Origin of the sequence: Streptomyces sp. NBC_00442, assembly GCF_036014195.1 — a bacterium.
Taxonomy (GTDB): Bacteria; Actinomycetota; Actinomycetes; order Streptomycetales; family Streptomycetaceae; genus Streptomyces.
The window spans coordinates 4,254,064-4,272,970 of the sequence record NZ_CP107918.1; the positions used below are offsets into that span (position 1 = coordinate 4,254,064).

Consider the following 18,907-nt stretch of genomic DNA (forward strand, 5'->3'; position numbering starts at 1 on the left):
GGAGACTGGGCGCATGCGTTCGCTTCTGAGAGTGTGCGGGACGGCCGGCCTCGTCCTGTGGTGTGCCGCGGGTCCGGCCCTGGCCGACGACGGCGGCTTCACCATCAAGGACCCCCGGATCAAGGAGTCCAGCGGGCTCGCCGCGAGCCGCGCCCATCCGGGCGTCTACTGGACGCACAACGACAGCGGCGACGGCCCCTACGTCTACGCCGTCGACGCGAAGACGGGCCGCACCGTCGCGCGGATCACCATGGAGGGCGTGGGACGGCCGCGCGATGTGGAGGCGATATCGATCGGGCCGGACGGCGACCTCTACGTCGGCGACATCGGCGACAACCTGGACGGCTCCTGGAACCACGTCTGGATCTACCGCTTCCCCGAGCCCGCCCAGCTGCGGGACCAGACGGTCAAGGCGACGCAGTACGACGTCCGGTACGCCGACGGGCCGCGCAACGCCGAGGCGCTGATGGTCCACCCGAAGACGGGCCGCGTCTACATCGCCTCCAAGCGCGAGAGCGGCGGCGGCCTCTACGAGGGCCCGGCCACGCTGTCGGCCTCGGGCACGAACGTCTTCCGCAGGGTCGGCGAGGTGCCCTGGGTGACCGACGGCGCGTTCTCGCCGGACGGTACGAAGCTGGCGCTGCGGGGCTACTTCTCGCTGGCCGAATACGCCTGGAAGGGCGGGACGGGCGATCCGCTCGGGGACTGGCACGCGGTGCCCGGAACGCCGGTGCAGGGGCAGTCGGAATCGGTGACGTACACCCCGGACGGCTCGGCCCTGATGGTCGGCTCGGAGGGCGCCGAGAGCGGCGTGGTCCGCGTCCCCCTCAAGGAGGACGGCGCCAAGTCGCCCGCCGCGGGCGGCAGTTCCACCGGATCGGGCGAAACCGCGGGCAAGGGGAACGTCCTGGTCGGTGCGATGGTTCTGGCGCTCGCCACCGCGCTCGCCCTGGGCGCGAAGCGCGTGCTGCGGCGGCCGAGGAACGGCTGAGCAACCACGACGGCGGCCGGGGCCCGTGGGCGGACCCGGGGCGGGGGCGGACCCGGGGCGGGGGCCCGCGCCGTGCGGTGCGGGCCCCCGGTGGTGCGCGGTGCTCAGCGCTGTCCCGGGCACTCCTTCCATGCGAGGTGGTAGATGGTCTGGATGTCGCCGTCGGTGGAGTCCATGGCGATGAAGCTGTTGGTGTGCGGGTCCGAGGTGCCGGCGTTGGCCCGGAGCTCGGTGTTGATGTTGAAGTTGCGCTGGACGCCGCAGGGGGCCCACACCAGCTGGCCCCAGTCGGTGGAGTCGGTGGCCTGCCAGTCGTCGTCGTAGGGGCCGGTGAACGGGTGCGTTCTGCTCGCCGTGTCGGGCGAGCCCTGGAAGTAGTACGAGGCCTTCTGGGTGGCGTTCGCGCCGCTCTCCAGGTGGGCGTAGCCGCGGTAGTCGGCGCTCGCGACGGCGTAGGTGAAGCCCGACGGGACGTGCACGATCAGGTTGAGCTGGCAGTTCTTGCGGAAGTCGGTCGGCTTGGCGCCGGCACCGGCCTGGGCCAGGTACTGGCTGTAGGTGACGGTGAAGGCGGTGTTGTCGGGCGAGACGGCGACCGCGGCGGTGCCGATGGGGCAGCCGGAACCGTTGACGGTCGCGACCTCGATGACGATCTTGTCGGGCGGTGCGGTGATGCCGGAGGGGGCGGACGCGGCCTGCGTGAAGAGCGACGAGGCGAGGAACGCCGCGGTCGCGGCGCCTGCCAGAAGTGCACCGGGCATGATGCTCCGATCGGTTGTCGGTGGCCTTGCGGAACGTGGGGGGTCCAGCCGCATGCCCATGTCGCCGTGGAGCACGGCCGACGGTGGATGACGGAGACGTCAGGACATGGACATGTCAAAAATTGAACCGGTCCGGCCGTGGTGCGGAGCGCGCCGGACCGCTTTGGATGCTAGGGACCAACTCCCCTGCGGAATAGGGCGGTTATCGGCCGACGCGACAACGGCCCTCGCGCCCGCACGCACGAGGGCCCGGCACCACGACGGTGCCGGGCCCTCACGCGTGCGCCTGATTACACGCCGATGCTCAGAGCTGCTCGATGACGTAGTCGATGCACGCCGTCAGGGCCTGGACGTCCGCCGGGTCGATCGCCGGGAACATCGCGACGCGCAGCTGGTTGCGGCCGAGCTTGCGGTACGGCTCGGTGTCGACGATGCCGTTGGCGCGCAGCGCCTTGGCGATCGCGGCGGCGTCGATGCCGTCCGCGAAGTCGATCGTGCCGATGACCTGCGAGCGCTTCGCCGGATCCGTCACGAACGGGGTGGCGTGCTTGGAGTCCTCGGCCCAGCCGTACAGAGCGGCCGAGGACGCGGCCGTACGGGCCGTCGACCAGGCGAGCCCACCCTGGCCGTTGATCCACTTCAGCTGTTCGTTGAGCAGGAACAGGGTGGACAGGGCGGGGGTGTTGTACGTCTGGTTCTTCAGCGAATTGTCGATCGCGGTCGGCAGCGAGAAGAACTCCGGGACGTGACGGCCGCTCGCGTGGATGCGCTGCGCGCGCTCCAGGGCGGCCGGCGAGAACACCGCGAGCCACAGGCCGCCGTCCGAGGCGAACGACTTCTGCGGGGCGAAGTAGTAGACGTCCGTCTCGGTGATGTCGACGGGCAGACCGCCGGCACCGGAGGTCGCGTCGACCAGGACGAGGGCGCCCTCGTCGGCGCCCGCCACGCGCTTGATCGGGGCGGCGACACCGGTCGAGGTCTCGTTGTGCGTGAACGCGTACACGTCCACACCCGCCTCGGCCTTCGGGTCCGGGTGGGTGCCCGGGTCGCTGCTGATGACGGTCGGCTCGGCCAGCCAGGGCGCGAGCTTGGCGGCCTTGGCGAACTTGGACGAGAACTCGCCGAAGTTCAGGTGCTGGGACTTGTTGTCGATCAGGCCGTGCGTCGCCACGTCCCAGAACGCGGTGGAGCCACCGTTGCCCAGGATCACCTCATAGCCCTCGGGGAGGGAGAAGAGGTCGGCCACGCCCTGGCGCACCTCGCCGACCAGGTTCTTGACCGGGGCCTGGCGGTGGGAGGTGCCGAGGAGGGAGGTGCCGGTGGCGGCCAGGGCGTCCAGCGCCTCCGTACGCACCTTGGAGGGGCCCGCGCCGAAACGGCCGTCGGCGGGCTTCATGTCAGCGGGAATCTGGATCTCAGCCACGTTCGCGAGCGTATCCGGTTCCGCACCGCCCGGTCCCCCGGGTCCGCCCGATGAGACGCCCCCCACACTCCGGGGCGGTGCCCCGGGGTGAGGGCGGCGCGGGGTCAGGCCAGGCGGACCGGGAGGTCGAAGAGGTCGTTCTGGGTGACTATCGGCTTGTTGCGGAGCGAGGACGCCGCGACCGCAAGACTCAGCGAGGGGAAGCGCGCGTACAGGGCCGGCAGCGCCACCCCCGCCTCCAGGCGGGACAGCGCCGCGCCGGGACAGACGTGCGGGCCGTGACCGAAGGAGATGTGCCGGTTCGGCGTGCGGGTGACGTCGAAGTCGCCCGCCGTCGCCCCGTGCTGCCCCTCGTCGCGCCCGATCGCCCCGAAGGAGACGATCAGCGCCTCCCCCGCAGGCAGGACACGCTCACCCACCGCCACGTCCTGCGTCGCGAAACGGAACAGGACGTGCGAGGTCGGCGTCGACCAGCGCAGGGTCTCCTCGATCACGTTCTCCCACGGCACCGCCCCGTCAAGGACCAGCTTGCGCTGCTCGGGGTGCGTCTCCAGGGCCACCACCGCGTTCACGATGAGGCTGATCGTGGTCTCGTGGCCCGCCGCGATCATCAGCTGGAGGGTGTTGGTGATCTCCTCCGTGGTGAGGTGGTCGCCCCCCTCGGACGCCGCGAGCAGCGCGCTCGTCAGATCGTCGCCCGGCGCGCGCCGCTTGGACTCGACGATCCGCGCGAACAGCTCGCCGAGGTCCGCCATCATCTGCGGCACCTCCTCGGGCGGCGTCTGCGTGGAGAAGAACTTCTCGAAGAGGGACTTCAGACGGGGGTGGTCGGCCGCGTCCACACCCATCAGCTCGCTGACCACGTTCATGGGAAGGGGGTAGGCGAACTCCGCCTTCAGGTCCACCACTTCACCCGCGGGCAGCGCCGCGAGCCGCTCCAGCATCGACTCCGTCAGCGCCTCGATGCCGGCCCGCAGCCGCTCCACCCGGCGCACGGTCAGCGCCTGCGCGACCAGGGTGCGCAGCCTGCGGTGCTCCTCGCCGTCGACGGTCAGCATCGAACGGCCCGGGTTGGCGAGCCCGATCAGCGGCCAGTCCATCGGGATCTCGCCGCGCCGCCAGGCGCCCCAGCTGTCGATGTCCTTGACCAGACGCGGATCCGTCAGGAGCTGGCGGGCCTCCGCGTGGTGCGTCACTGCATAGCAGCCCACCCCGCCGGGCAGCACCACCCGTACCAGCGGGCCGGCCGCGCGCAGCGCCGCGCTCTCCGCGTCGAGGTCGGCGACGAACGGGTCGAGGGTGAGGGCACCGCTGTGGTCCACGGGGCACTGCGACGGGCTGCTCATCTGGCTGCTCCAAGGGCGGGAGTAGGAGTGAATGTCACGGGAAGCTCGGTCAGGCCGCGCAGCCACGGCGACGGCCGGCGGGTCAACTGGCCGGCGGACAGCGGGAGATCGACGTCCGGAAGCCGGTCGAGCAGCACCTCGATCCCGGTCCGCGCGATGACCTCGGCGACCTCCTGCGCGGGGAAGGGACAGCGGTGCTCGCCGTGCCCGAAGGAGAAGAACGCGCTGTTGCCGCCGGTGAGCGCGCCCGCGTCGGTACGTATCTGCGGGTCGCCGTTGGCGGCCGCGAGGCCGAGGAGCAGCAGATCGCCGGCGCGGATGTGCTGGCCGCCGAGGCGGGTGTCGCGGGCGGCCCAGCGGCCCGCCACGTTCTGCGTGGGGGTGTCCTCCCACAGCACCTCGTTCATCGCCTCGCCGACGCTGTGCCGGCCGCCGGCGAGCGACGCGGCGAACCGGTCGTCGGTGAGCATCAGGCGCAGCGAGTTGCCGATCCAGTCGGCGGTGGGCTGGTGGCCCGCGGCCATCATCACCATCAGGTCCTGGCCGACCTCCTCGACGCTGAAGCCGTACGGATTGGCGAGCATCCGCGACGCCACGTCCTCGCCCGGCTCGACCTGCTTGGCGTTGAGCAGCGCGTACATCGACTCGGCGAGGTGGCGCTGGCCCTCCAGGGCGCCCTCCCTGCCGTTGATCATGTCGTTCATGGCGGTGACGAGCCCGGGGCCCTGCTCGTCGGCGAACCCGTACAGCCGGGCCAGGACCCGGACCGGCAGGAGCATCGCGTACTGGCCGACGATGTCGCAGCTCCCCGCGCCGCACAACGCGTCGATCAGCTCGTCCGCGAACCGCTCGGCGTGGCTGCGCAGTTCGAACGGGTCGACGGCCTCAAGGGCCTCTGAGACCATCGCCGCGCGCTCGCGGTGACGCTCGCCCACCGTGTACAGGATCGACGGCTGCTTGCGGCCGATCATCGGGAGGAGCGGCCAGTCGGCGGGGATGCGGTCCCACTGGTTCCACAGGTCGGAGTCGCGCGAGAACAGCATCGGGTCGCTGGTGACCTGGTGCAGCTCGCGGTAGCCGAGCACCAGCCAGGCCGGCACGTCGCCGTCGAGGACGACGGGCGCCACGGCACCGTGGTCGCGCCGCAGGTCGCGGTAGAGCGCGTTCGGCTCGGTCTGGAAGCGGGGGCCGCTCAGCGGGACGGGGGCGGGGATCGGGCACGTCACGGTATGAGCTCCGGTGCTTGTCGCAGGCGTGCGAGATGTTCTACGAGGGTGATCAGTACGGTCTTGCTCGACGCGCGGGCGCGGGCGTCGCAGCGCAGCAGCGGCACCTCGGCCGGCAGGTCGAGCGCCTCGCGGACCTGCGCCTCGGTGTGCGCGGGCCCGCCGAAGTCGTTGCACGCCACGACGAACGGCGTGCCGTGGTGCTCCAGGCGGTCGATGGCGTACCAGGAGTCCGCCAGGCGCCGCGTGTCGACGAGGACGACCGCGCCGAGCGTGCCCGCGAAGAGCCGGTCCCACAGGAACCAGAACCGCTCCTGGCCGGGCGCGCCGAACAGGTACAGGACGTTGCGCGCGTCCAGGGTGATGCGGCCGAAGTCGAAGGCGACGGTGGTGGCCGTCTTCGTGCCGACGCCGGCGAGGTCGTCGACCGCCTCGCCCGCCTTGGTCATGGTCTCCTCGGTGTTCAGCGGACGGATCTCGCTGACCGAGCGCACCATGGTCGTCTTTCCGACGCCGAAACCTCCGACGACGACGATTTTGAGGCCATTGTCCGCGGTCCCCGCGAGGGCGGGCCGTTCAGAGATTTCGGAGGCCAACGAGCACCTGCTCCAGGATGTCGGGGTCGGGAAGGCGGTGGGAGGAGCGCGGATGGCGGGCGCTGATGCGGCCGGTGTCGTGCAGATCGGCTAGCAGGATGCGGACCACCGTCACGGGCAGACCGAGCTCGGCGGCGATCTCCACGACCGCGGTCGGGAAACGGCACATGCGCAGGATCGCCGCGTGCTCGGACTGCATGCCGGGCATCGGGTCGGACTCGGTGACCACCAGGGTCACCAGGTCGAAGGCCGCCGAACCGGAACGGCTGCGTCCGCCGGTGAGCGTGTAGAGCCGGTCCGGCGAGTCGTCCCGGCCCGGCCGGCTCATGCCCGCGGCTCGGCGCTGAGGTATTCGCCGAGCTGCTCCACCAGCTCGGACATGTTGTGTCCGACGAGCCCCGCGTCCGCGTCCTCGGCGGCGACCACCGCGAGGTGCGCGCCCTCGCCGGCCTCGACGATGAAGAGGATGCCGCCGTAGAACTCGGCCATCGCGGAGCGCACTCCGCCGCTGCCGTCGCCGAACTCCATGGACGCCCCGTGCGACAGGCTTTGGATGCCCGCGGCGATCGCGGCGAGCTGGTCCGCCTGATCGACGGAGAGCTCCGGGGTGCGGCACAGCTTGAGGCCGTCGCGGGACAGGACGAGCGCGTGGCGGGCCCCGGGAGTGCGCTGGAGCAGGTTCTCCAGGAGCCAGTTGAGCTTCTCGTCGGTGGTGGTGCCGGTCATTCTGTGGTGCCTTCCGGGGTGGGGGACTTCGCGCGTACGGCCTGGCGGAAGCTGCTGAAGCGGGCGGCGGCGTCGGATGCCGCCGTCGTGGCGCGGGCCGGCGCCGCCGGGGCGTCGGGGCCCTGGGGATGCGCCGCGGCAAGGGCCCGGCCGCGCTTGCGCTTGGGCAGCCCGCTCTCGCCGAACTGCGGGAACTCGCCGCTGGTCTCGCTTGCGGTCCCGGACGAGGTGGTTCCGGGTGAGGCGGTCCCGGACGGGGTGGTTCCGGGGTCGGCGGGCGACTCGTGCGTGGCGTCGGGCTCGCCCGGCGCGGGCTCCGCCACCGCGGGCGCCGGCACCGCGGGCGCCGGCACCGCGGGCGCCGGCACCGCGAGGTCCCGGGATGCGTCCGCGAGGTCCCGCGGCAGGTCCACGGCGGCCGGGGCGGGGGCTTGGGCGGCGGCCGGGGCGGGGGCCTGGGCGGCGGCCGGGGCGACGTGGGAGACCAGCTCGTGCGGCAGCAGCATCAGGGCGCCCGTGCCGCCCCGCGCGGAGGGCCGGAACGACACCGTCAGACCGTGCTTGCGGGCGAGGCGCCCCACGACCGCGAGGCCGAGCCGGGTTCCGGAGAGACCCGCGAGGTCCGACGACTGCCCCGACACGGCCTGTTCGGCGCGGCGCTGCTGCACCTCGCTCATGACGAGACCGCTGTCCTCCACGGTGATGATCACCCCGGCCGGCACCTCCTCCACGTACACATGGACCTCGGCGGTCGGCGGCGAGAAGTTGGCCGCGTTGTCGAGGAGTTCGGCCAGGGCGTGCATGACGCCCTCGGCGGCGTGCCCGGCGACGGCCGCGTCACTGGTGGAGTGCAGCCGCACCCGCTGGTAGCCGCCGATGCGGCCCATGGCGCCGCGCAGGATCGACTCCATGACGATGGGCCGGGACCAGCGGCGGCCCGAACGCGCCCCGGTCAGTACGGCGATGGAGTCCGCGAGGCGGCCGGCCTGCGCGGTGCGGTGGTCGAGGTGGAGGAGGTCGCCGAGGACCTCCTCGTCCGCGTGGCGGTGCTCCATGTCGCGCAGGTCGGCGAGCATGCCGGTGGCCAGCGCCTGCATGCGGCCCGCCGCGTTGGCGGTGGCGGCGAGCGCGGCGGCGCGGGCCGACTCGGCGCGGCGCAGCTCGGCGGTGTGGGCGGCGATCAGGGCCTTGCGTTCGGCGGACTGTGCCGCGTCCAGGCGCACCGCGTCGGCGCTGCGCCGGGCGGCGTTGGCCTCCTGGGCGCCGATCTGGGCGTTGAGCGCGGTGAGCCGGTCGCGCAGCACGCGGTTGCGCAGCACGGTGTGCGTCACGGCGTACGCGCCGGCGCTCAGCAGGGCCGCCGCGGCTCCGAGGCTCCAGCCGACCAGGGCGCGGGAGGCGGGCGTGGCCGAGACCACCGCCGCCGTGCAGAACGCGCCGGTGACCACCGCGGTGATCAGCAGGGCCAGCGCGGAGGGGCGAATGGGAGAGGGCGACGCCGTCATTGATCAATGCCTTACAGCGCTTATGGCGGGCGAAGGGATGGTCGGGGTGGTGCGAGAGGCGGTGCGGGGGCGGTGCGGGGGGTGGAAGGTCGTGTTCCTGATCTGCGGGGAACGAGGGGCAACTATAGGAGAGTTGGTGATCGAATTGGATAGTTCTTGGTGAACATTCCCGCTCATTGGGACCGTTGACCAGCCGCATTCAGGTCATCCGGGTAGTTTCAGGACACGCCATGCGTGACGTCGCGTCAAGTCCGGTGCACGGTCCCCTGGAGGCATCCTGGGCGCATGGCACATGGCGCGGAGGTCCCTGACACGGGACGAGAACTGGAGCGGGCGCTGTCCCGCGTGGTGCGCGGCCGGGTGGATCTCGGGGTCACCGCCCGCGCCCTGGTCACGATGGACGCCTCGAACTACCGCCGGGTCCCGCTGGGGGTGGTCGCCCCGCGCGACGCCGACGACGTGGCCGCGGTCCTCGCGGTCTGCCGGTCGTACGGGGTGCCGGTCGTGCCGCGCGGCGGCGGCACCTCGATCGCGGGCCAGGCCACCGGCACCGGGATCGTGCTCGACTTCACCCGCTTCATGCGCTCCCTCGTCTCGGTGGACGCCGAGACCCGAACGGCCGTGGTACAGCCGGGACTTGTCCTCGACGTCCTCAGGGACGCGGTGGCCCCCCACGGGCTGACCTTCGGGCCCGACCCGTCGACGCACAGCCGGTGCACGCTCGGCGGGATGATCGGCAACAACGCGTGCGGGGCGCATTCGGTGGCATGGGGGACGACGGCGGACAACATCCGTGATCTGACGGTCGTCGGCGCGCGGGGCGACCGGTACCGCCTGACACAGGGGTGGGGACATGCGACATCGCCCGATGGACTACGCGATTTCGTCAGCCGTCATTTGTCCATCCTGCGCACCGGTTACCCCCAGGACCTGCCGCGCCGCATCTCCGGCTATGCGATGGACGCCCTGCTTCCCGAGCGCGGCGCCGACACGGCACGGGCGTTCTGCGGGAGCGAGGGCACGCTCGGCGTGGTCACCGAGGCCACCGTACGTCTCGTGGAGGCGCCACGCGCCCGTGCGCTCGCGGTGCTCGGCTACGCCGACGAGAGCGCGGCCGCGGAGGCGGCGCCCGGCCTGCTGCCGCTGGGACCGCTGACCGTGGAGGGCATGGCCGCCGACCTCGTACGGGTGCGGGGCGACGCGGGGCTGCCGCGCGGCGGGGCCTGGCTGTTCGTCGAGGCCGGCGGCGCCACGGAGGCCGAAGCACGCGCCCGAGCCGCGGAGTTGGCCCGGTCCGGCGAGGCGCTGGACTCCCTCGTGGTGAGCGGTCCGGCCGGGATGCGCGCGCTGTGGCGGATCCGCGAGGACGCCGCGGGCACCGCGACCCGGATGCCCGACGGCACCGGGGCATGGCCCGGCTGGGAGGACTGCGCGGTGCCGCCGGCCCGGCTCGGCGCCTATCTGCGCGCGTTCCGCTCCCTGCTCACCTCGTACGGGCTGCGCGGCACGCCGTACGGACACTTCGGCGACGGCTGCATCCACGTCCGCATCGACTTCGACCTGGTGACCCCCGCCGGGATCGGACGGTTCCGGGCGTTCTCCGAGGACCTCGCCGGACTCGTGGTGGCGCACGGCGGATCGCTGAGCGGCGAGCACGGCGACGGACAGGCCCGCGCGGAGCTGCTCCCGAAGATGTACGGGAGCGAACTGGTCGGCCTGTTCGGCGAGTTCAAGGATCTGTGGGACCCGGACGGCATCCTGAACCCGGGCATCCTGGCCCGCCCGTCCCGCCTCGACGAGAACCTGCGCTTCGAGGTGCTGCCCCGGCGCCCGGTGGACGTGGAGTTCGGCTACCCGGCCGACGGCGGCGATTTCCCGGCGGCGGTGAGCCGGTGCGTGGGCGTCGCCAAATGCCGTACGGCGGCGGGTAGTTCGGCGTCGGTGATGTGTCCGTCCTTCCGGGCGACCGGCGAGGAGGAGCACTCCACGCGGGGCCGGGCGCGGCTGCTGCACGAGATGCTGGCGGGCGAGGTGGTCACCGACGGATGGCGCTCGCGCGAGGTGCGGGACGCGCTCGATCTCTGCCTGTCCTGCAAGGGCTGTCGCAGTGACTGTCCGGTGGGCGTGGACATGGCCACGTACAAGGCGGAGTTCCTGCACCACCACTACGAGGGGCGCCGCCGCCCCGCCGCCCACCACGTCCTTGGCCGGCTCCCCGAGTGGCTGCGGCTCGCCGCGCCGCTGGCCCGTCCGCTGAACGCGGCGGCCCGGATCGGCCCGCTCGCGGCGCTCGCCAAGCGGCTCGCGGGCATCGCCCCCGAGCGCGCGATTCCGCCGCTGGCGCCCCGTACGTTCCTGAGCGGGGTGAGCGTGCCGGGCGGGGTGAGCGGGCTCAGCGGGTTGCGCGGGCGGCCCGTGCCGGGCGGGGCGGCGGTGGTCCTGTGGCCGGACACGTTCACCAACCATCTGGCCCCGGAGGTGGGGCGGGCCGCGCTGCGGGTGCTGGCGGACGCCGGGGTGGAGGCGGAGCTCCCGTCCGGACGGGTCTGCTGCGGCCTCACCTATGTGTCCACCGGACAGCTCGACCGCGCGAAGGTGGTGCTGCGCCACACGCTCGATGTCATGGAGCCGCACCTCTCCGATGCGGCCCGGACCGTCGTCGTCCTCGAACCGAGCTGTGCGGCCGCCCTGCGCACGGACCTGCCGGAGCTGCTCCCCGCCGACCCGCGCGCGGCCCGCCTCGCCGCTTCGGTACGCACCTTCGCGCAGGCCCTTGAGGAGTGCGCGCCCCACTGGGCCCCGCCGCTGCTCGACCGCCCCGTCGCCGGGCAGACCCACTGCCACCAGCACGCCGTCCTGGGGGAAGCGGCCGAGCGCCGGCTGCGCGCGAAGGCAGGCCTCGCGGGTGAGCTCAGCGGTGGGTGCTGCGGTCTGGCCGGGAACTTCGGATTCGAGCGCGGCCACTGGGAGGTGTCGCAGGCCTGCGCGGAGGACCAGCTGCTCCCTGCGGTACGGGCCGCCGCCCCCGGCGCGGAGATCCTGGCCGACGGCTACTCCTGCCGTACGCAAATCGCCCAGCTGGCGGGCCGCCGGGCCAGGCACCTGGCGGAGGTCCTGGCGGACGGGCTGGGGGAGGGGCGGGGGGAGGGCCCGGCGGCGGCCGCCGGACGGTGAGGGTCGGCCGGCTTGGTCGCCGCTTACATTGGATGGACCGAGTCATTCCGCTTGCCGTCGCGAAAATGCTTGCGCCGGAGAAGTCGAGTGCAGAATACTAAATCCCATAGTCCAATGTAGTGAACGATTGAGGTGAGCGCCGGTGAATCCGGTCAAGGGCGCGGGTACGGCGGAGCCGGTCGCGGCGGCCGCTGTCGCCGTGCCGGAGGCCGCCGGCGCGTTGCGGGGCGCGGGCCGTGGCGGGCGCCGGGCGGCGTTCGGGTCGGTGGCGCTGGTGGTGTCGGGCGGCATATCGGTGCAGTTCGGGGCCGCGGTGGCGGTGACGCTGATGCCGCGGGCGGGGGCGGCCGGGGTCGTGACGCTGCGGCTCGTCGCGGCGGCGCTCGTCCTGATGCTGCTGTGCCGGCCGAGGCTGCGGGGGCACTCGCGGGCGGACTGGGGGACGGTGGTGGTGTTCGGCGTCGCGATGGCCGGCATGAACGGGCTGTTCTACCAGGCCGTCGACCGGATCCCGCTCGGTGTCGCCGTCACCCTTGAGGTGCTGGGCCCGCTGGCGCTGTCGGTCTTCGCGTCCCGCCGCCTGGTCAACGTGGTGTGGGCCGGGCTCGCCCTCTGCGGTGTCGTCCTGCTCGGCGGGGGCGGCTTCGGCAGTCTGGACCCGGTGGGAGTGGCGTACGCGCTGGGGGCGGGGGTGTGCTGGGCGCTGTACATCCTGTTCAGCGCGCGTACGGGGCGGAGGTTCCCGCAGGCCGACGGACTTGCCCTCGCGATGGCGGTCGGGGCGGTCGTGTTCCTGCCGATCGGCATCGCGCAGGCCGGGGGCGCGCTGGTGGTGCCCTCCACGATGGCGCTGGGCGCGGTGGTGGCGGTGCTGTCCTCGGTGCTGCCCTACACCCTGGAGCTCCTGGCGTTGCGGCGCCTGCCCGCGTCCACCTTCGCGATCCTGATGAGCCTTGAGCCGGCGATCGCCGCGGCGGCGGGGTTCCTCATCCTGAACCAGGCGCTGTCCTGGCCCCAGGCGCTGGCGATCGGGCTGGTCATCGGGGCGAGCATGGGGGCGGTGCGGACGCAGATCCGGGCGGCCTCGGGTACGGCGCCCTGAGGATGCGGCCCCCTGGGGCTCCGCCCCAGCCCCGTTCGCCCGTTTTCCCACCCTCCCACCCGTGCGGCAAGTCTGAGGGCCTCGGCTCCCTGGGGCTCCGCCCCAGACCCCGGTTCGCGCCTGAAGGGCGCTCGTCCTCAATCGCCGGACGGGCTGAGGGTGTCCATGCTGCCCGGCACCGAGTAGCTAGGGGCGCGAGAGCTGTGACATTGCGCGGCTCCGCCGCGGTGGGCGCGACCGCTCGGCTCCGGTTGCCCTACAAGGGGCGCGGGGAACTGCGCGAGACGCGGGCACGGTCCGCACCCGAACCGGGGTTTTGGGGGCGCGGGGAACTGCGCGAGATGCGGGCACGGTCCGCACCCGAACCGGGGTTTTGGGGGCGCGGGGAACTGCGCGAGATGCGGGCACGGTCCGCAGGCGAACCGGGGTTTTGGGGGCGCGGGGAACGGCGCGAGCAAGTGCCCGCCGGGCCGCGCACGGAGGCGGGGTCTGGGGCAGTGCCCCGGAATGCGGGACGGGGGCTGCGCCCCCCTGTGGCTCAGCCCCCGCCGGCCCGGGTGGGGCCGTTCAGTCGGTCTCCGCGATTCAGTTCGCCCCGCCCTGGCCCGCGCTGCCGATGGGGCCCACCTTGACGGGGGCGGCGCCGCTCTCGGTGATGGGGAGGGACGCGGCGCCGGGCCACGGCAGGGTGGCCGGCTTGGTCTCTCCGGGCGGGGTCACGACCAGGCCCGTGACGCGGATGCCCGAGCCGCCCGTGTCGTTGGCCGGGTAGGTGAGGCCGAAGTAGACGGACTTGCCGTTCTTGAGGGTGTAGGGCGTGGCCGGCTCTCCCGTGCGCTTGGCCGAGATCGCACCGTCGTTGGTCTTCAGGTCGACGCCCGCGAACCCGGACACCATGCAGTCGTGGCCGCTGGTGTTGTTGAACTCCACGGCCACGGTGCGCTCCGCGTCACCGCCGACCGTGGCGTCCTTCGCCGTGATGTTCAGGTCGTTGGTGCGGCACTTGGCGACACCCTTGGCGCTCCCCCCGGAGCCGCTGGAGCCGGTTCCGGCCGTCGTGCCCTTGCCGCCGGTGCCGCCCGTGCCCTTGCCGCCGCCCTGGTCCGAGCCGGTTCCCGTGCCCGCGTTCGCGCCCGCCGAGCCCGAACCGCCGCCCGTGGACGACGCGTTGGCGGGCGCCGAGTCGCTCGGCGCGGGGGAGCCGTCGTCGCTCTGGCAGGCCGTGAGCGAGAGACCCGCGGCAACGGCCAGGGCGGCGAAGGTGAGCTTGCGAACGCGCATCGAATCGTCCTCAGTATCGGTTGGCTGTGTGGGCCGCTCGGTACGGGTCGGTACCAGCGAGCGCTTGTGCTCAACAGGACCACACGGACGGGCGAACCGTTCCTCCCGCCCGCCGCCTAAGACATTCCTGTTACACGCACAGGTGTCCCACAGGGGGCGCTCCGCTCGAACGACGCCGCCGTGACGCCCACCTCGGCCCCGGCACGGCCTACCACGGCCCACCACGGCCCGTGAGGAGCGCCGGTTTCCGTGCTCTTCACCCGCCAACTCCCCGCGGGCGCCCGCTGGGACAGAGCCGTAACCCGGTGGATCTTGACGCCGGCGGCCCGTCCCATTCAGCCGCCCCCGTCCACCCGCCCCCACCCAGCCGGCCCGTCCGGCCCTTCCGCACGCGGCCGAAAATACATGCAAGCACGCTTGCTTGTTTTGCGGCCGGCTGCCATGCTCCGGGGCACACCCGCCGTCCGCTGTCCCGGAGGGGAGCGCACCGTGTCCGAACCGGCCGGTCCGTCCGACGCCGTACTCGACGTTCTTGACGACCTGCGTGCCGAAGGAGGTGAACTCGACGTCCTGATCGGTGAGTTGAGCCCAGCCCAGTGGGGCACCGCCACCGCCGCCCCCGGGTGGAGCATCGCCCATCAGGTCGCCCACCTCGCCTGGACCGACACCGCCGCCCTGCTCGCCGTCACCGACCCCGAGGCCTTCGCGGCCGAGGTCGAGAAGGCGTCCGCCGCGCCGGACACGTTCGTCGACGACGGAGCCGAGGCGGGGGCCGTGCTGCCGCCCGCCGAGCTGCTCTCCTGGTGGCGGGACAGCCGCGTACAGCTGCAGGACGCGCTGCGGGCGGCGCCCGCGGGAGCGCGGTTCCCCTGGTACGGGCCGCCCATGTCGACCGCGTCGATGGCCACCGGCCGCCTGATGGAGACGTGGGCCCACGGCCAGGACGTGTTCGACGCGCTGGGCCGCACCCGCAGGCCCACCGACCGGCTCCGTCACGTCGCCCGCATCGGCGTCCGGGCCCGCGACTACGCTTTCGCCGTACGGGGGTTGGAGGCGCCGGCCGAGGAGTTCCGGGTCGAGCTGACCGCGCCGGACGGGGAAGAGGTCTGGGCGTACGGACCCGAGGGCGCCCAACAGCGTGTCACAGGGCCCGCGTTGGACTTCTGCCTTCTCGTCACCCAGCGGCTGCACCGCGACGACACGGCCGTACGCGCCGAGGGGCCGGACGCGGACCGCTGGCTCGGCATCGCCCAGGCCTTCGCGGGCCCCGCGGGTCCTGGCCGGCCGCCTCGCGCCGCTTCCGGCACGGATCCGGGTACGTCCGGCGGCGCCGCGTGAACGAGGACGGCCACGGTGGCGGGCAGGGCGGGCGAATACTGCGCATCGGGAACGCCTCCGGGTTCTACGGCGACCGGTTCGACGCCATGCGGGAGATGCTCACCGGCGGCCCCCTCGACGTCCTCACCGGCGACTACCTTGCCGAACTCACGCTGCTCATCCTCGGCCGCGACCGGCTGCGCGACCCGCGGCTCGGGTACGCCAAGACGTTCCTGCGGCAACTGGAGGAGTGCCTCGGCCTCGCCCGGGAGCGCGGGGTGCGCATCGTGGCCAACGCCGGGGGCCTCAACCCGGCCGGACTCGCCGACGCCGTAAGGGAGTTGGGCGAGCGGGTCGGCGTTCCCGTGCGGGTCGGCCACGTCGAGGGCGACGCGCTGGAACTGCCCGAGGGCGCGCTCACCGCCAACGCCTACCTCGGCGGCGCCGGCATCGCGGCCTGCCTGCGGGGCGGGGCGGACGTCGTCGTCACCGGCCGGGTCACGGACGCGGCACTCGTCACCGGGCCGGCCGCGTGGTGGTTCGGCTGGGGGCCCGACCGGTACGACGCGCTCGCGGGAGCGGTCGTCGCCGGGCACGTACTGGAATGCGGCACCCAGGCCACCGGCGGAAACTACTCCTTCTTCACCGAGTTCGCGCCCGGCGCCCTCGCGCGGCCCGGCTTTCCCCTCGCCGAGATCCACGCCGACGGCACCAGCGTCGTCACCAAGCATCCCGGCACCGGGGGAGTCGTCGACGTCGGTACGGTCACCGCGCAGCTCCTGTACGAGACGAACGGCGCGCGGTACGCGGGGCCCGACGTCACGGCGCGGCTCGACACGGTACGGCTCGACCAGGACGGGCCCGACCGGGTACGCGTCACCGGCGTGCGCGGCGAGGCGCCGCCGCCGACCCTCAAGGCCGGCATCACCCGCATCGGGGGGTGGCGCAACGAGGTCGTGTTCGTGCTGACCGGGCTCGCCGTCGAGGAGAAGGCCGACCTGGTGCGCCGGCAGATCGAGGACGCGTTCGCGCGTGCCAAGTCCCGCCCGGCCGAGGTCGGATGGGAGCTGGCCCGTACGGACCGGCCGGACGCGCCCACCGAGGAGTGCGCGAGCGCGCTGCTGCGGCTCGTCGTGCGGGACACCGATCCGGAGGCGGTGGGCCGGGTGGTCAGCGGCGCCGCGATCGAGCTGGCGCTCGGCAGCTATCCGGGCTTCCACGTGACGGCGCCGCCGGGGAAGGGCGCGCCGTACGGGGTGTTCTCGGCGGCGTACGTGGACGCGGGCGCGGTCGAGTGTGTCGCCGTACTGCCCGATGGCGTACGGGAGTTGATGCCGCCGGCGCCACGGAGCGCCGTACTCGGCCCGGTCCCGGAACCGGATCCTGCCCCGTTCGATGCCTCGGGGCCCACGCGGCGGGTGCCGTTGGGGGTGGTGGCGGGGGCGCGGAGCGGGGACAAGGGGGGCGACGTGAATGTGGGGGTGTGGGCGCGGTCGGAGAGCGTGTGGGGGTGGTTGGTGTCGACGCTGACGGTCGACGTGTTGCGTCAACTCCTGCCGGAGGTGGGTGAGTTGACGGTCACCCGGCATGTGCTGCCGAACCTTCGGGCGGTGAACTTCGTGGTGGAGGGATTGCTGGGGGAGGGGGTCGCTTCGCAGGCGCGGTTCGATCCTCAGGGGAAGGGAGTGGGGGAGTGGTTGCGGGGGCGGGTGGTGGAGGTGCCGGTCGCTTTGCTGGAGTGAGCCGCCCCCACCCCGCCCCTTCCGAGCCGCCCCCACCCCGCCCCTTCCCGCCCCGCCCCTCCCCCCAAGGAGCCCCATGCCCACCCTCCGTACCGCCCTCGACCCCACCTCCCCCGAGTTCCGGCAGGCCGCCGTCGCCATGCGGGCCAAGCTCGCCGAGCTGGAGGGGGAGCACGGCAAGGCTCTCGCCGGGGGCGGGGAGAAGTACACCGAGCGCCACCGGCGGCGCGGCAAACTGTTGCCCCGCGAACGCATCGAGCTGCTGCTCGACCCGGACACCCCGTTCCTGGAGCTGTCGCCGCTCGCGGCATGGGGCAGCGACTATCCCGTGGGCGCCTCGATGGTCACCGGCATCGGCACCGTCGAGGGCGTCGAGTGCCTGATCACCGCCAACGACCCGACCGTCCGCGGCGGCGCGTCCAACCCCTGGACGCTCAAGAAGGCGTTGCGCGCCAACGAGATCGCGTACACCAACCGCCTCCCCTGCATCAGCCTCGTCGAGTCCGGCGGCGCGGACCTCCCCTCGCAGAAGGAGATCTTCATCCCGGGCGGCGCGATCTTCCGGGACATCACCCGGCTGTCCGCCGCGGGCATCCCCACGATCGCCGTCGTGTTCGGCAACTCCACGGCGGGCGGCGCGTACATCCCCGGGATGTCCGACCACACCGTGATGATCAAGGAGCGGTCCAAGGTGTTCCTCGGCGGGCCGCCGCTGGTCAAGATGGCGACGGGTGAGGAGAGCGACGACGAGTCGCTCGGCGGCGCCGAGATGCACGCCCGTACCTCCGGACTCGCCGACCACTTCGCCGTCGACGAGCACGACGCGATCCGCCAGGCCCGCCGCATCGTCGCCCGTCTCAACCACCGCAAGGCGCACCCGGATCCGGCGGGGCTCGCCGAGCCGCCGAAGTACGACGAGGAGGAGCTGCTCGGCGTCGTCCCCGAGGACCTGAAGACGCCCTTCGACCCGCGCGAGGTCATCGCCCGCATCGTGGACGGCTCCGACTTCGACGAGTTCAAGCCGCTGTACGGGACGAGCCTGGTGACCGGCTGGGCCGCGCTGCACGGCTACCCCGTCGGTATCCTCGCCAACGCGCAGGGCGTGCTGTTCTCCGCCGAGTCGCAGAAGGCGGCCCAGTTCATCCAGCTCGCCAACCAGCGCGACATCCCGCTGCTGTTCCTGCACAACACCACCGGCTACATGGTCGGCAAGGAGTACGAGCAGGGCGGCATCATCAAGCACGGCGCGATGATGATCAACGCGGTGTCCAATTCCAGGGTGCCGCATCTGTCCGTCCTCGTCGGGGCCTCGTACGGCGCCGGGCACTACGGGATGTGCGGGCGGGCCTACGATCCGCGCTTCCTGTTCGCCTGGCCCAGCGCGAAGTCCGCCGTGATGGGGCCGCAGCAGCTCGCGGGCGTCCTGTCGATCGTGGCCCGCGCCTCCGCACAGGCCAAGGGGCTGCCGTACGACGACGACGCGGACGCGGGGCTCCGCGCGATGGTGGAGCACCAGATCGAGGCCGAGTCGCTGCCCATGTTCCTGTCCGGGCGGCTGTACGACGACGGGGTCATCGACCCCCGTGACACCCGGACCGTCCTCGGTCTTTGCCTGTCGGCGATCCACACCGCTCCCGTCGAAGGCGCCCGCGGCGGCTTCGGCGTCTTCCGGATGTGAGGGCCATGACGGAGTCGAAGGCCATGACCGGGCCGAAGG

The 18,907-nt window shown here is 72.9% G+C and carries 15 protein-coding genes; 6 read left to right on the top strand and 9 right to left on the bottom strand.

Annotated features, from left to right (window positions below; translation table 11 throughout):
• Nucleotides 1–13: 13 nt before the first annotated feature.
• Nucleotides 14–991, top strand: coding sequence for a WD40 repeat domain-containing protein (locus OG432_RS19110; protein WP_328312165.1), 978 nt, complete (start codon nucleotides 14–16; stop codon nucleotides 989–991).
• Between the two features lie 104 nt (nucleotides 992–1,095).
• Here OG432_RS19110 and OG432_RS19115 read toward each other — a convergent pair whose 3' ends face one another.
• The 8 genes from OG432_RS19115 to OG432_RS19150 form a co-directional block, all read right to left on the bottom strand.
• Nucleotides 1,096–1,752 carry a DUF4360 domain-containing protein gene (locus OG432_RS19115; protein ID WP_328312166.1) on the bottom strand — a complete coding sequence of 219 codons (657 nt, stop codon included), beginning with the start codon at nucleotides 1,750–1,752 and terminating at the stop codon, nucleotides 1,096–1,098.
• Between the two features lie 304 nt (nucleotides 1,753–2,056).
• The gene (serC, locus tag OG432_RS19120; protein ID WP_328312167.1) at nucleotides 2,057–3,175 is read right to left on the bottom strand and encodes a phosphoserine transaminase; all 1,119 of its coding nucleotides are present in this window, start codon (nucleotides 3,173–3,175) and stop codon (nucleotides 2,057–2,059) included.
• A gap of 104 nt (nucleotides 3,176–3,279) precedes the next feature.
• A complete protein-coding gene (locus tag OG432_RS19125; protein WP_328312168.1) occupies nucleotides 3,280–4,521 on the bottom strand; it encodes a cytochrome P450 family protein in 1,242 nt (413 codons plus the stop codon).
• Complete coding sequence (locus OG432_RS19130; protein WP_328312169.1) at nucleotides 4,518–5,747, bottom strand: cytochrome P450; 1,230 nt, start codon at nucleotides 5,745–5,747, stop codon at nucleotides 4,518–4,520. Before OG432_RS19130 ends, OG432_RS19125 begins: the two co-directional genes overlap by 4 nt.
• Nucleotides 5,744–6,343 (bottom strand): GTP-binding protein, encoded by a 600-nt coding sequence (locus tag OG432_RS19135; RefSeq protein ID WP_328312170.1) that lies wholly within the window; start codon nucleotides 6,341–6,343, stop codon nucleotides 5,744–5,746. Before OG432_RS19135 ends, OG432_RS19130 begins: the two co-directional genes overlap by 4 nt.
• On the bottom strand, nucleotides 6,324–6,671 hold the full coding sequence (locus OG432_RS19140) for a DUF742 domain-containing protein (protein WP_328312171.1): 348 nt from the start codon (nucleotides 6,669–6,671) through the stop codon (nucleotides 6,324–6,326). Before OG432_RS19140 ends, OG432_RS19135 begins: the two co-directional genes overlap by 20 nt.
• Nucleotides 6,668–7,069 carry a roadblock/LC7 domain-containing protein gene (locus tag OG432_RS19145; RefSeq protein ID WP_100573913.1) on the bottom strand — a complete coding sequence of 134 codons (402 nt, stop codon included), beginning with the start codon at nucleotides 7,067–7,069 and terminating at the stop codon, nucleotides 6,668–6,670. The genes OG432_RS19140 and OG432_RS19145 overlap by 4 nt, the downstream gene beginning before the upstream one ends.
• Nucleotides 7,066–8,574 (bottom strand): sensor histidine kinase, encoded by a 1,509-nt coding sequence (locus OG432_RS19150; protein WP_328312172.1) that lies wholly within the window; start codon nucleotides 8,572–8,574, stop codon nucleotides 7,066–7,068. The genes OG432_RS19145 and OG432_RS19150 overlap by 4 nt, the downstream gene beginning before the upstream one ends.
• A gap of 285 nt (nucleotides 8,575–8,859) precedes the next feature.
• Between OG432_RS19150 and OG432_RS19155 the strand changes: the two genes are divergently transcribed.
• Complete coding sequence (locus tag OG432_RS19155; protein ID WP_328312173.1) at nucleotides 8,860–11,748, top strand: FAD-binding and (Fe-S)-binding domain-containing protein; 2,889 nt, start codon at nucleotides 8,860–8,862, stop codon at nucleotides 11,746–11,748.
• Between the two features lie 142 nt (nucleotides 11,749–11,890).
• On the top strand, nucleotides 11,891–12,850 hold the full coding sequence (locus OG432_RS19160; RefSeq protein WP_328312174.1) for an EamA family transporter: 960 nt from the start codon (nucleotides 11,891–11,893) through the stop codon (nucleotides 12,848–12,850).
• Between the two features lie 585 nt (nucleotides 12,851–13,435).
• Here the strand turns inward: OG432_RS19160 and OG432_RS19165 are convergent.
• Nucleotides 13,436–14,131 (bottom strand): DUF4232 domain-containing protein, encoded by a 696-nt coding sequence (locus OG432_RS19165; protein WP_328312175.1) that lies wholly within the window; start codon nucleotides 14,129–14,131, stop codon nucleotides 13,436–13,438.
• A gap of 489 nt (nucleotides 14,132–14,620) precedes the next feature.
• Here OG432_RS19165 and OG432_RS19170 point away from each other — a divergent pair, with 489 nt between their 5' ends.
• The 3 genes from OG432_RS19170 to OG432_RS19180 all read left to right on the top strand — a co-directional run bounded on the left by OG432_RS19170 (nucleotide 14,621) and on the right by OG432_RS19180 (nucleotide 18,868).
• Nucleotides 14,621–15,469 (top strand): TIGR03084 family metal-binding protein, encoded by an 849-nt coding sequence (locus tag OG432_RS19170; protein ID WP_328312176.1) that lies wholly within the window; start codon nucleotides 14,621–14,623, stop codon nucleotides 15,467–15,469.
• Complete coding sequence (locus OG432_RS19175) at nucleotides 15,466–17,190, top strand: acyclic terpene utilization AtuA family protein (RefSeq protein ID WP_328312177.1); 1,725 nt, start codon at nucleotides 15,466–15,468, stop codon at nucleotides 17,188–17,190. The genes OG432_RS19170 and OG432_RS19175 overlap by 4 nt, the downstream gene beginning before the upstream one ends.
• A 76-nt stretch (nucleotides 17,191–17,266) precedes the next feature.
• On the top strand, nucleotides 17,267–18,868 hold the full coding sequence (locus OG432_RS19180; RefSeq protein WP_328312178.1) for an acyl-CoA carboxylase subunit beta: 1,602 nt from the start codon (nucleotides 17,267–17,269) through the stop codon (nucleotides 18,866–18,868).
• Nucleotides 18,869–18,907: the final 39 nt, after the last annotated feature.

Coding starts and splice junctions, on each gene's coding strand:
- OG432_RS19110 (WP_328312165.1), top strand. CDS start 14: ATGCGTTCGCTTCTGAGAGTGTGCGGGACGGCCGGCCTCGTCCTGTGG.
- OG432_RS19115 (WP_328312166.1), bottom strand. CDS start 1,752: ATGCCCGGTGCACTTCTGGCAGGCGCCGCGACCGCGGCGTTCCTCGCC.
- OG432_RS19125 (WP_328312168.1), bottom strand. CDS start 4,521: ATGAGCAGCCCGTCGCAGTGCCCCGTGGACCACAGCGGTGCCCTCACC.
- OG432_RS19140 (WP_328312171.1), bottom strand. CDS start 6,671: ATGAGCCGGCCGGGCCGGGACGACTCGCCGGACCGGCTCTACACGCTC.
- OG432_RS19145 (WP_100573913.1), bottom strand. CDS start 7,069: ATGACCGGCACCACCACCGACGAGAAGCTCAACTGGCTCCTGGAGAAC.
- OG432_RS19150 (WP_328312172.1), bottom strand. CDS start 8,574: ATGACGGCGTCGCCCTCTCCCATTCGCCCCTCCGCGCTGGCCCTGCTG.
- OG432_RS19155 (WP_328312173.1), top strand. CDS start 8,860: ATGGCACATGGCGCGGAGGTCCCTGACACGGGACGAGAACTGGAGCGG.
- OG432_RS19165 (WP_328312175.1), bottom strand. CDS start 14,131: ATGCGCGTTCGCAAGCTCACCTTCGCCGCCCTGGCCGTTGCCGCGGGT.
- OG432_RS19180 (WP_328312178.1), top strand. CDS start 17,267: ATGCCCACCCTCCGTACCGCCCTCGACCCCACCTCCCCCGAGTTCCGG.